The sequence below is a fragment of the Paenibacillus nitricinens genome (genome assembly GCF_052056485.1).
Lineage (GTDB): Bacteria > Bacillota > Bacilli > Paenibacillales > Paenibacillaceae > Paenibacillus_AQ > Paenibacillus_AQ nitricinens.
The window spans coordinates 4,922,079-4,934,801 of sequence record NZ_CP183948.1 but is presented as its reverse complement, the minus strand read 5'-3'; the positions used below and the strand labels follow the sequence as shown (position 1 = coordinate 4,934,801).

Here is a 12,723-nt window from a genome sequence, read left to right as displayed (position 1 = left end):
TGATTGAAAAAAATAATAATCGGTTAGGCTGGCTTTTTGCCAGCCCTTACCTTATTTTTTCGACTGTGTTTTTCTTGGGCCCGCTTATCTGGTCTTTATATTTGTCTTTTACTAACTGGGACTTGATTTCACCAACTTATGATTTTGTTGGATTCAAAAACTTTACCAAAGCATTAGGCACACCAGGGGTAAGATCGGCATTTTGGGTAACGTACAAATTTATGATCGTATTTGTACCGATTGTCACAGCCATGTCGCTTTTTGTAGCGGTAATTGTAAAAGGCTTACCTAAATTAAAAACGGTATTTCTTATTGGATTCTTCTTGCCTTACCTATCCTCAGGGGTTGTTGCATCCCTTATTGTTAAAGGCTTTTTGTCACATACAAGTCCTGTTCAGACGTTTCTAAGGGAACGGTTAGGTCTTGATATTGACTGGCTCGGCGGATCTTTCTCGGCATTGTTCGTCGTTGCGATGATTATGGCTTGGAAATTTACCGGTTACTATGCGTTAATTCTTACTTCAGGTTTAGAAAGCATTGATCAGGAAGTATATGAAGCAGCGGCAATTGATGGCGTGAAGGACAGCCAAAGGTTCTGGAAGATTACGTTGCCTTTGCTTTACCCTGCGATTTATACAACCTTAATTTTATCCTTCGGTGCAACATTCGGTATCTTTACTGAGGTCTACCAATTAACAGGCGGCGGACCAAACTACGCAACGAATACATGGCAAATGGAAATATACAGTCAAGCATTTAAGAACCTGCAGGCAGGTTACGCGTCAGCTATCGCGATTATGGCTGCGGTTGCGACATTTATATCTATATTCGTAATCCGAAAAATTCTGGAAATGTGGGGTAAGCGCAATGGTTGGGTCTAATTCAAACATCAAGCTCCGGCTGTCGATCCGCTATCTGATTGCGATCGTACTGCTTGTGATTATGGTATTCCCCTATTTATATATGGTATTGAATTCACTTGCAGATTGGTCACAGGTAGACCGGAAGCTGATACCGACGAAATTTACGCTGCGCTCGTATCAATGGCTCTTTACAGGTGGTGAGACCGGGATTACAAGACCATGGATTCACGCCTTCTTTAACAGTGTGTTCGTTTCTTTGGTATCTACAGCCTTAATGATGATGTTCGCGATTATGGTAGCTTATGCGTTGGCGAAGCTGAAATTCCGCGGGAGAGACTCTATTAACAACTTTGTGTTGTTTCATATGTTCTTCCCGGCAATCATTCTGATCATCCCTAACTTTTTGATTATTCAAAAAGTAGGACTGTTCGATACGTATTGGGCGCTCATTATTCCCAAGGCGATGAGTTTATGGGGGATCTTCATGTACACCAACTTCTTTAAGGCGGTGCCCGACGCCTTCATTGAAGCCGCCAAGCTGGATGGGGCATCCGATTTCAAAATCCTATATAAGATTATGATGCCGATGTCGAAGTCCATTACGACCGTTGTATTCCTATTCCTGCTAATGGAACGTTGGACAGAGCTCCTATGGGATATGATCGTCGTCCGAAGTGACGGCATGCTAACATTGAACGTTTTATTATCTCAGATGTTTGGTCCGTATCAATCGTATCCGGGTCCGATGTATGCCGGTGCAGTGATGCTCACCTTGCCAATCATTATTTTGTTCATTATTTTCGGCAAGAAGTTCCAGGAAGGCATGCAATTTAACTTGAAATAGGTCTGCACAGGAGGGGTATCGGTTGGAACAGCCGTGGTGGAAAGGGACGGTATTCTATGAAGTGTATATGCCAAGCTTCTGTGATAGCAATGGGGATGGGATTGGTGATTTCGAAGGTCTTACTTCCAAGCTGGATTATTTGCGGGAACTTGGCATCGGGGGGATTTGGCTAACGCCGTTCTATAAGTCTCCTAAAGTAGATAACGGGTATGACATTGCAGATTATTGTCAGATGGATCCAGACTTTGGAACGATGGAAGATTTCGAACGGTTTATTCAGGAAGCGAAGGCTCGCGGGATCAGAGTGATTGCCGATCTTGTCCTGAATCATACGTCTTCAGAGCATGCATGGTTCAAGGAATCGCGATCTTCAAGGACGAACCCGAAGCGGGATTGGTACATTTGGAAGGACGCTGTGAACGGCGGCGTACCTAATAACTGGGAATCGTTTTTTGGTGGAACCGCGTGGGAATGGGATGCTGCAACAGAACAGTATTACTATCATGGGTTTGCGAAAGAACAGGTCGATTTGAACTGGGCAAATCCCGAAGTTAAAGAAGCGATGAAGGATGTTATGGCTTATTGGCTGGGCAAAGGCATAAGTGGCTTCCGGTTAGATGTTATCAACTTCTTATCGGTGTCCGATCAATTCCCGGATAACCCGATGGATGAAGTAACGGGTGAGCAGAAGCATGTACATGATCAGAATCAAGATGGAATTATGGATGCCATCGAGGAAATTAGCAGGTTTGTTCATGCGCATAGCGGAATGTTCATGGTAGGTGAAGTCGGCTCTGAAGATATGGACATGCTGAAGCGTTACAGCGGAACGGGTAAGTTTGATGTGGTCTTTAATTTCAATCTGGGAAGCCAGAAGGAATTTAGTCCAGAGAATTTGTTCGCCGAGCTTAAGACGATGGAGAAGATGCACCGTGCAGATCAGATTCCAACGTTATTCTTCGGTAGTCATGATATGGACCGCGTAATTTCGCGTTTTGGTGAAGGGGACGCGGAGATTGAGGAAGAACGGGCCCGCCTTATGGCAACGTTGGCCTTGACCGCAAAAGGGGTACCTTTCTTATATTTCGGTGAAGAGATTGGGATGCGGAATTTCGTAGCCCATAAGCTGGAAGATATGCGGGACATCCAAGGATTGAAGGCATATGAAATCGCACTACAGCGGGGGACAACTCCAATGGAAGCCCTGGAAATTGCGAATGCAAAGGGAAGAGATGCATCTCGCTCCCCAATGCAATGGAACGCAAGTCCACATGGCGGGTTTACGTCAGGAACACCATGGATTGGCCTGGGCCCAAATTATCAGCAATTAAACGTGGAGTCCGAAAGCAATCAACCGAATTCATTATTACATTATTATAAAAAGCTTCTCCACTTGCGCAATACACAGGATGTATTTCAATTCGGGGATTATGACGTGCTGGAACGCAGAGGCAATCTTATTTTATATGTAAGAACATTGAAAGAAACCAATACCAGAGCGCTCGTAGCCTTGAATTACGATAATCAGAGCATACAGATTGATCCTAGTGAGCTGCTGGATGGGCAAGCAATTAATATATTATCGAGCCGCCGAGAGATAGTGAGCGGCACAGACTTGGTAACGCTGTTGCCGAATGAAGCCGCAATATGGATGCGTACGCCGCTATTATTTGACTAGAGAGGAATTTTATTATTATGAAACTGCTCAAGAATGCTGTGAAGACATGTGAACAACTGCTTATGGAATACGCGATGAAGGACGTATCCGTAACCAATACACAGAAGTTAACATTCACAGGTGTAGATCATAAAGATGTCTACAATATTACAGCTCCATTCCAAGATGAGGGTGAGTGGGTGATCGCGGGTCGGGTTGAATCCCGTGACAGCGAGCATTCCGATGTCGTCTTTTTTGTCGAACGTGATGGACAATGGATACCCCGTGAAGGAGCGCCCACCCTTGAACTTCAAGATCCTTTTTTTACGAAAATTAATGGCGAATTGATAGTTGGCGGCGTTCAAATTTATCCACATCCGGTAAAGGCTGATGCCTTAATGTGGCGTACAGTATTCTACCGCGGGAAGAACATCGCGAGCTTAGAACCATTCTTTAAAGGACCGGATGGCATGAAAGATCTGCGCCTAGTGGATCTGAAAGATAGCATCGGAGTACTGACCCGCCCTCAAGGAGATAAAGGAGGACGCGGTAAAATCGGCTTTACCCGCATTGCATCGTTAGAAGCGTTATCCATTCCATTGATCGAAGAAACACCGTTATTGGATGGACAGTTTGTTGATGAAGAGTGGGGCGGTGCGAATGAAGCACACTTGCTAAAGAACGGACTGCTCGGTGTTCTTGGGCATATCGCTTCTTTTGATGATGCGGGCGATCGTCACTATTACCCGATGGTATTCGCTATCGATCCGGCAACGAGTGAATATTCAGATATTCAATTAATCGCTGTACGCAATCAGTTCTTGCCAGGTGCCACGAAACGGCCTGATTTGGAGGATGTTGTATTCAGCGGCGGGCTCGTACGTCATGAAGACGGTACAGCTAACATATATGCAGGAATCAGCGATGCGGAAGCACAACGTGCGACAATCCCTGATCCATTTTCTCAATTTGAAATTTTGTAAACATGAAATCCATTTGGTTAAGGGAGTTATTACAACATGAAAATCTATCGTTATGAACAAAATCCACTTATTACACCGGCGGACGTTAAGCCGTATCACGATGACTTTGAAGTGATTGGTGCATTTAATGCCGGTATTGCTAGCTATAATGGTGAAATATTAATGTTTCTCCGTGTAGCAGAACGCCCAATTAGCAAGGATCCAAAAATTGTAAAAGCTCCGATTTATAATCCGGAGACCAATGAATTGGATATTTTGGATCTGGATACAGATGATGAGCGCTTCGACTTCTCTGATCCGCGTGTGATCAAAAATAAATCCGCTAGTGCTACATTTCAGTACTTGACTTCATTATCTTATATCCGAATCGCTCGAAGTAAGGATGGACATCATTTTACGGTGGATGAGAAGCCATTTGTGTACCCTTCCAATTCACTGGAGACCTTCGGGGTAGAAGATCCTCGGGTAACCCAAATTGGGGATACCTATTATATTTATTTCTCGGCAGTCTCCCCTGTGGGCGTTGGAGAATCGCTGGTATCCACTAGAGATTTCGTGAATGTAACTCACCACGGCATGATCTTTGGGCCGGATAATAAAGACGTATTGATTTTCCCGGAGAAAATTAACGGCAAATATTATGCATTGCACCGTCCAACAACGAAAAGCACGGGAGATCCGGAAATATGGATCGCAGAATCGGACAACTTATTATATTGGGGTAACCATAAGCATCTGATCGGTTTGCGTGAGGGGATGTGGGATAGCGGCCGGATTGGCGGCGGTGCGGTTCCATTCAAGACTGATAAAGGCTGGTTGGAGCTGTATCATGGGGCCACGCTGGAACACCGTTATTGCATGGGGGCAGTCCTATTAGATCTCAATGATCCCTCGAAGGTGATTGCACGTTCCAATGCTCCTATCATGGAGCCGGAAGCGGATTATGAGAAGAACGGATTCTTCGGCGATGTTGTATTCTCTTGCGGTGCACTCGTGGAAGACGATGTTGTAAAAATGTATTACGGAGTCGCGGATACATCAATGGCTTGCGCAGAACTTAGTGTACAAGAAATTTTAGATAGCTTGATATACGTATAACAATAAAACGTCAAAACCGAAGTGGTTTTGGCGTTTTAATTTGGGAGAGAGGATGAAGAGAATGAACATTAAATTAACTGAAAACTGGAAACTTCGTGATTTTCATGTAGGGGAAGCCCGGGATCTTGAAGTTGCATCGCCAGAGTTTATTGATTATTTCTGGATGACCACCTCAGTGCCCGGTGACATCCATACGACGCTTCGGGAGAAAGGCATTATAGATGATCCTTTCTTTGGCCACCAAGATCAGAAATGTCGTTGGATTGAAGAAAAGGTATGGTGGTATCGTACGGTCTTTTCATACGATTCTGATCCTAAACCTGGTGAGAAGATGGAGCTATTATTCGAAGGGTTAGATACCTATGCAACCGTATATCTCAACGGTGTGGAGCTTGGATCAACAGATAATATGTTCATTAGCCATTCATTTGATGTAACCCGTGAATTAAATAAAGGGAAAAATACGCTTGCCGTAAAATTTAATCCTATTCATGTACATGCAGGTGATAAGGTCCAATATTATTGGTCAGGCTTTAGTAAGAAACGGATCTGGACACGTAAAGCGCAGAGTCATTTTGGATGGGACTGGGGTCCACGTCTGGTCTGTGCAGGCATTTGGAAAGAGGTGCATTTGATTAAACACCGTCATGCACATTTAGATCATGTGTTTGCTCGAACAACTTCGGTAGAGGGTCAAGTGGGTGTTGTTGATGTGGATTTATGCGCACATGCCTTTGATCGCGGATGTTCGTATACGGCGCGTGTGGAACTTTTAGAAGGTACAGAGCGTGTTGCGGAAGAACATGTCTCTTTGGATAAGATTGGAGGGATTACAGTTGACGGTGCGATTACAGCGCGTACGCTTCATCATTCAGTTACCTTGCAAGTGACGGATCCGAACTTATGGTGGACCCATGATCTAGGAACGCCTTTCTTATATCATCTACGCGTTACGTTATTTGCTGATGGGGAGCAAATAGATACCTATGAGCAGCCATTTGGGATTCGAAAGATCGAGTTGATGCAGCTGGATGAAGAAGGGCGCCATGCTTTCACTTTTGTATTGAACGGCGTAAAGGTTTTTGCTAAAGGTGCAAATTGGATCCCTATTGATAGCTTTATTGCGACCGTGCCAGACAGCCGCTATACACATCTGCTTCAGATGGCCAAGGATGCCAATATGAATATGATTCGCGCTTGGGGTGGAGGCATTTATGAGCGGGATATCTTCTTTGATGAATGTGATCGGTTAGGAATTTTAATCTGGCAGGACTTCATGTTCGCTTGTGCGTTGTATCCAGATTACAATCGTAATTTTATGAATAATGTTCACCGCGAAATTGAGCAGGTCGTAAAACGTCTTCGCAGTCGTACGAGTCTTGCTCTATGGTGTGGGAATAACGAGAATGATTGGTTGTATGAGGCACTGTCCTCTAACGGCGAGATCACAAATCCCTTTTATGGAGGAAAAATTTATCATGAGCTCATGCCCGCAGTACTAGAGCAACTTGATCCATCGCGAACGTTTTGGCCTAGCTCGCCTTTTGGCGGCAATGATCACAATTCACGTGATGTGGGTGATACTCATAACTGGCAAGTCTGGCATGGGAATAATGAGCCGCGTCAGTTTGGTGAACCGCAGACACAGGATTATAGTGTTGAAGGGATATCGTTCAAACGATTCAAGTCAGACTTCACGAAATTTGCCAGTGAATTCGGGCTACATGCCGCTTCCAATCGTTACACCTTAGCAAAGAACATGCCGGACAATCAGTTCTATTGGGATAGCGATGAAATGAAATATCGTAATAAAGATGTCCATTACCCAAAGGGTATTATGCTCATGGAAGGTTATACAGGCGTTCCGAAGGATATCAATGAATATATTCAGTTCTCCATGCTGACCCAGGCAGAGGGATTGAGGTATGGGATTGAGCATTACCGCCGTAATAAGCCGGATACAAGCGGGGCTTTATTCTGGCAGTTCAATGATTGCTGGCCGGGAACAAGCTGGTCTGTTATCGATTATTATGGTTTACCAAAGGCGAGCTACCATTATGCGCGTAAATTCTTTGCACCGGTACTCTTATGTGTGGATCATGATCCGAATGGACTGCTGCAGTTATGGGCTCTCAATGATCGCCGCGAAACTTATCAGGATGAGGCGGAATTAACGATCTATCGGATGGATGGTACAATTGTATATCAGCGTACATTCGATGTTACCGTTGATTCGAACAGTAAAGTTAATTTTGCCAAGTTGACTGAAGCTGAGGTACTGCAGCAACATAGCGCTGGCGAGGTTGTGGTCGTACTTCGTTCGAAGAAACGGGTAACAGAAGATTATGTACTCTATTTAAGAGACTATAAGGATATGGATTATCAACCCGCACATGTTCAGATCTCCGTGGATGAAGCGAAAGGACATATCCACTTGATCTCAGATCGCGTTGCCCGGATGGTGATGATCGAACTAGATGCACCTTGGGTGATCATGGACGATAATTTCTTTGATCTGATGCCGGGTGAAGAGAAGATTGTTCGTGTGCATCATGTTGATGTCGGGGAACTGCCTTGGGAAACCTTACGTGTAACGGCAATGAATGATGCGGGTTAACAAAAACTTGGATTTAAGGAGATGAGCTAATATGAAGGCGGCTGTATTTCAAGGGAAGAAGCATATTGAATTTACGGACTGGGAAGCCCCGGCTGTGGGCTCCAAAGAAGTTAAACTTCGTGTGAAATGCTGCGGGATCTGTGGTACAGATCAGCATATTTATCATGGATACCCAGGGTCTGCTGAAGTGACAGCTCCGATTGTGTTAGGACATGAGCTTGCGGGCGAAATAGTGGCTGTGGGTGATGAGGTTACGACCTTGCAAGTGGGGGACCGTGTATCGGTTGATCCGAACATCTATTGTGGAAACTGTTATTTTTGCCGGAATGGAAAGGTACATTTATGCGATAACTTGCAGGCTGTTGGGGTGACTCGTGACGGTGGCATGGGCGAGTATTGTGTTGTTCCTGTAGCGAACTGTTACTTGCTACCTGATGAAATGAGCTGGATCGAAGGAGCAATGATTGAACCTCTAGGTTGTGTGCTTCACGGTTATAAGAAGCTGGATATTCGTCCGTCACATCAAGTCCTGATTATCGGCGGAGGTTTTATTGGTCAATTGTTCTTGCAGCTCGTCAAAGCTGCGGGTGTTAAAGGGATTATTGTCAGTGAGCCAGAGGTGTTCAAACATGACCGATTAGTCGAATTAGGCGCGGATGAAGCCGTATCTCCTACAGCAGAAGGTGTGATGGAAGCTCTCCATCATCAATTTGACATTGTCATCGAATGTGTCGGCCGGGCGGATTCCATGGAGCTGGCGGTTAAGGCATCACGTAAGGGTGGACAAGTATTAATGTTTGGTGTTGCTTCCCCGGACACGTTGATTCAAGTCTCACCATTCGAAATTTTTACAAAAGAGTTGAACATCATGGGCTCGTTCATTAATCCATATACCCATGAGGAATCGATTGCGTTAATTGAAAAGGGGATCGTTCAGATTGAGTCGTTGATTAGCCATCAGTTTTCGCTGAAAGATATACCGGAAATCATGGGCGAATATCCAAAACTGCGTGTTTCTAAAGGGGTTATTATGCGCGAGAGGTAGTATTGAATCATAGTAAGCGTACAAGAACGATGACTGTTGGCTATTTGCCATAGGTCATCGTTTTTTTGTGGGCAAAAACTGGCTACGACGAGGTCTCTCTTTAGAAAATATTGAAATTAATACTCAGTTAAGACTCCCATCACTATCCGTTTACGATTCAGAGTTAGAGTTAAAGGAGGCCATGAGAAAAGGAGCTTTGTCATGAACACAGATCCTAAAGTACTTATTGTTACTTCGGCATTTGGAGACGGGCATATGAAAGTAGCCGAGGCCATCGAACATTCATTTCGACGTCAGGGCATTAGCCGGATTACCACCTTGGATCTATTCGCTGCAGTCCATCCTACCTTGAATGAGCTATCCCGAAGATTCTATTTGAACAACACAGGGTATACCCAAGAATTTTATGGATTCTTGTACACAATGACGAGTAAGATGAGGCCAGAGCAGTTCATGGGTAGACTCATCCATTCTATGGGCAAACGAAAAGTGCAAAGGATCATCGACGTGATACAGCCGGATATTATTATTCATACCTTTCCTTATTTGGCTGCAGCTGAGCTGGCATCAACAATAGGAAGTCGGATGCCTCTATTCACGGTTATGACGGATTATGTAGTTCATGGCAGGTGGCTTCACCCACAAACGACGAAATATTTTATCGCTTCAGAAAGCATGAAGGCGACTCTGATGGCAGCAGGGATTGCTGAAGAGAAGCTTGTGGTCAGTGGGATCCCTATTCGCGAGGCTTTTGAACAGACTCAGGATCGTGGAGCACTTTTACGCAAACATGGGTTACATGGAGATCGCCAATATCTATTACTAGCGGCAGGGGCTTACGGCGTATTAAGTGATATTAGCAGTTTAATAAAAAGAGTACTGCTTCAATCAAGCTTCGATGTCATTGTATTATGCGGGAATAATCATAAGCTTCGAACAGCTACGGTGGAGCTTTTTCAAGAGAACCCTCGTGTTCACATTTTGGGCTATACGGAAGAAATGCAGGAGCTGATGTGCATAGCTTCCTGTCTATTGACCAAAGCAGGCGGGATTACCTTGACTGAGGCGATGGCTCTAGCACTTCCAGTTATCGTCTATCGACCACTCCCCGGTCAGGAGGCAGGCAATGCAGAATGGTTATCTGGGCACCATTTGATAGAGATCGCACGAAATGAGGAGCAGTTAATAGAGCAGCTTCAGCGATTGGAGCATATGGCGTACAGAGAGGAAAGGGAACAGCATATGAGGGTCTTTTCGCGGAAATCAGCCTCGGATGCTATTGTTACCGAAGCCTTAGAGGCTATTAAATTGCGTCAGTCCTCTGTTCCCGCAGTAAAATCCATGCTTGTTGAAGGGCAGGCGAAGACGATTCATGGATATTATTAGGAAGAAAGAAAGGCAACAGCAGACGTTTACCCGCCTTGCAATAATTCTCTTTTTTATAGAATGGATAAGAGGTGCTGTCCTAATCACGTTCTTACCCACTTATATATTGACGAGCTGGGGGCTTACAACGTCAGTAGTTGGCATTGCGGTCTCCGTACACTATTTAACGGACAGCTTGATCAAAAGCTTCATTGGCTATCTCTTGGATAGATATCCTGGGCGCACCGTGCTTCATGGAGGGTTCTTTCTAGGATTCGTAGGTCTGTTAATGATGGTGACAACGCATAGTCCGTGGATGCTTATTGTAGCCTCTGCTTGCTTGGGTGCTGGATTCTCACCGATCTGGATCCTATGTATGAGCCAGGTATCAGAGGAAAAACGAGCACAACAGATGGGTACGTTGTACGTATACTGGATGGCAGGTCTAGGTCTGGGTCCCGTCATGATGAATTTATTAATGGGTGGTGGACTGTCACTGTCCCTTGCTGTCATTGGATTATTTTTTGTAGCGGGCTGGATCATGGTAGGTCTTGTGAAGATGAACAAGGTCTCGGTGCAGCGTGTGAATATATCCGTAGGCGAGCAGTTTGTATCTCTATGGAACAAAGTGAAGAAAGGGGGATTTCTCGTCCCTGGCATGCTGCTGCAGACTACAGCGGGCGGGATACTGGTCCCTTTTCTAACCAGCTTTGCTATTTCTCATTTAGGTCTGTCCCATTCTCAGCTGTCGATCGTGTTATTTATGGGAGGAGCAGGTGTAGTTCTATTTCTTGTGCCCATGGGAAAATGGTTTGATCAAGTTGGAGGTAAATGGTTCCTTGTGATTGGGTTCGGCGTATTTGCGGTTGCCTTGTTCGGCTTAACTTCTATTAATTCCTTCTCCGCCGCCATTGGGCTCTCGCTTCTGCTGGGATGTGCTTATGCTGCTTTACTTCCCTCTTGGAATGCTTTAATGGCCAGTTACATTCCCGAAGATTCCGTAGGGATCAGCTGGGGCTTATTGTTTTCTATAGAAGGTTTGGGGGTGGTTATTGGTCCGCTAATTGGAGGCTGGCTGGGAAGCTCAGGGAATCAATTGCTGCCATTTCAAGTCAGTGCCTGTTTGTTTGGATTGATTAGTGTTGTCTACTTACTATCCCCTGCCCGATTATTTATTCACAGAAACAGAGTAATCGAGAAGCTTCCAAATGTATCGTAGTTAAGATTTATTTAATAGACTCTTCACAACGAATTTAGGAATTGCACCTAAGCTTAATATGCAAGACTAAATAAGTAATGAAGGGAAGGAAAAAGAATGAAGAAGAAATGGTTACTCACAGGAGGGGCAGCAGGGATTAGCGGGGTTATCATGCTGGCTACCGGACTGACGGCGTTTGCGGGAACCTCTGGGTATGAGGATTATAAAGCGGCACTTAAGAATACTGCAGAGAACATGCAGAGTATTACCGTACAAGCTGATGCGATACTTAAAGATAACGGCAGTGTTCTTAGTCAGGCACAAGGAAGCTTAAAAGCAAACTTGGCGAATGAAGCCGTTAGTGGGGCTGTAAAGATTAGCGGGTCACAAGGTTCCCATGTACTTAGCCTCTATAGTCAGCCTGACGGACAGGTCTGGAAGAGTGATGCTTCCGATATCTATTACGTAAAGCAGGATATAAAGGATAAGAAGGATCAGGAATCAGGAACAGAACTCAAGGAAGCCGTTTGGTTAAGTAGCCAAGAAGAGACAATCATGGATGCTTTGATCGGTAATTTGAAGAATGAGTTCACATCTACCACCGATAAAGACGGTGCCAAGCATATCTCGCTGCAGCTTGATAATGCGCAAATTCCGGCAGTGATGCAGGCTTTAGCCCCAGTTCTGTTCAAGAATCTTTCAGAAGAGAAGGATCATGAGTCCAGTAAAGACACTGCTGTAGATTCGAAAGATCCAGAAGATCTTATTCAGCAGAACCTGTTTGATTTTCAAGCCATTGATATGACGAACGGCGTACAGATTCAAAGCATCCGTCTGAATGCGGATATCACTCCAGCCAATGCGCTTCAGCACCAACAGTTAGATCTTACGTTTGTGGGTCAGGATGAGCAAGGAGCTTCCCATACGTTGGCTGCTAGTCTGGATGTTCAACTCTCTGCATTCAATGCGACTACGACAGAGTCTATTGACCTGACAGGTAAACAAGTGCAGCAGGTGAAAGAGGATCATGAACACGGACATCATGATTAACGT

General features: G+C 44.8%; 10 protein-coding genes. All 10 read left to right on the top strand.

What is annotated here, in order from left to right; translation table 11 throughout:
- Positions 1–2: 2 nt before the first annotated feature.
- The 10 genes from ACN6KS_RS22030 (at position 3) to ACN6KS_RS21985 (ending at position 12,720) form a co-directional block, all read left to right on the top strand.
- Positions 3–881 (top strand): carbohydrate ABC transporter permease, encoded by an 879-nt coding sequence (locus ACN6KS_RS22030; RefSeq protein WP_179283670.1) that lies wholly within the window; start codon positions 3–5, stop codon positions 879–881.
- Complete coding sequence (locus tag ACN6KS_RS22025) at positions 868–1,707, top strand: carbohydrate ABC transporter permease (RefSeq protein ID WP_076284699.1); 840 nt, start codon at positions 868–870, stop codon at positions 1,705–1,707. The genes ACN6KS_RS22030 and ACN6KS_RS22025 overlap by 14 nt, the downstream gene beginning before the upstream one ends.
- A 22-nt stretch (positions 1,708–1,729) precedes the next feature.
- The gene (locus tag ACN6KS_RS22020; protein WP_440960477.1) at positions 1,730–3,385 is read left to right on the top strand and encodes an alpha-glucosidase; all 1,656 of its coding nucleotides are present in this window, start codon (positions 1,730–1,732) and stop codon (positions 3,383–3,385) included.
- A 17-nt stretch (positions 3,386–3,402) separates the two neighbouring features.
- The gene (locus ACN6KS_RS22015) at positions 3,403–4,347 is read left to right on the top strand and encodes an MTP-1 family protein (RefSeq protein WP_440960476.1); all 945 of its coding nucleotides are present in this window, start codon (positions 3,403–3,405) and stop codon (positions 4,345–4,347) included.
- A gap of 36 nt (positions 4,348–4,383) precedes the next feature.
- Positions 4,384–5,445 (top strand): BtaManbiosPhlase, encoded by a 1,062-nt coding sequence (locus tag ACN6KS_RS22010; RefSeq protein WP_094869462.1) that lies wholly within the window; start codon positions 4,384–4,386, stop codon positions 5,443–5,445.
- 67 nt (positions 5,446–5,512) lie between these two features.
- Entirely contained in the window at positions 5,513–8,062 is a 2,550-nt protein-coding gene (locus tag ACN6KS_RS22005) for a beta-mannosidase (RefSeq protein ID WP_440962430.1), read from the top strand.
- A gap of 31 nt (positions 8,063–8,093) precedes the next feature.
- On the top strand, positions 8,094–9,107 hold the full coding sequence (locus ACN6KS_RS22000) for a zinc-dependent alcohol dehydrogenase family protein (RefSeq protein ID WP_440960475.1): 1,014 nt from the start codon (positions 8,094–8,096) through the stop codon (positions 9,105–9,107).
- Between the two features lie 201 nt (positions 9,108–9,308).
- Entirely contained in the window at positions 9,309–10,493 is a 1,185-nt protein-coding gene (locus ACN6KS_RS21995; RefSeq protein WP_341135427.1) for an MGDG synthase family glycosyltransferase, read from the top strand.
- Positions 10,480–11,691, top strand: coding sequence for an MFS transporter (locus tag ACN6KS_RS21990; protein ID WP_094872889.1), 1,212 nt, complete (start codon positions 10,480–10,482; stop codon positions 11,689–11,691). The genes ACN6KS_RS21995 and ACN6KS_RS21990 overlap by 14 nt, the downstream gene beginning before the upstream one ends.
- 96 nt (positions 11,692–11,787) lie before the next feature.
- Positions 11,788–12,720 carry a hypothetical protein gene (locus ACN6KS_RS21985; protein WP_440960474.1) on the top strand — a complete coding sequence of 311 codons (933 nt, stop codon included), beginning with the start codon at positions 11,788–11,790 and terminating at the stop codon, positions 12,718–12,720.
- Positions 12,721–12,723: the final 3 nt, after the last annotated feature.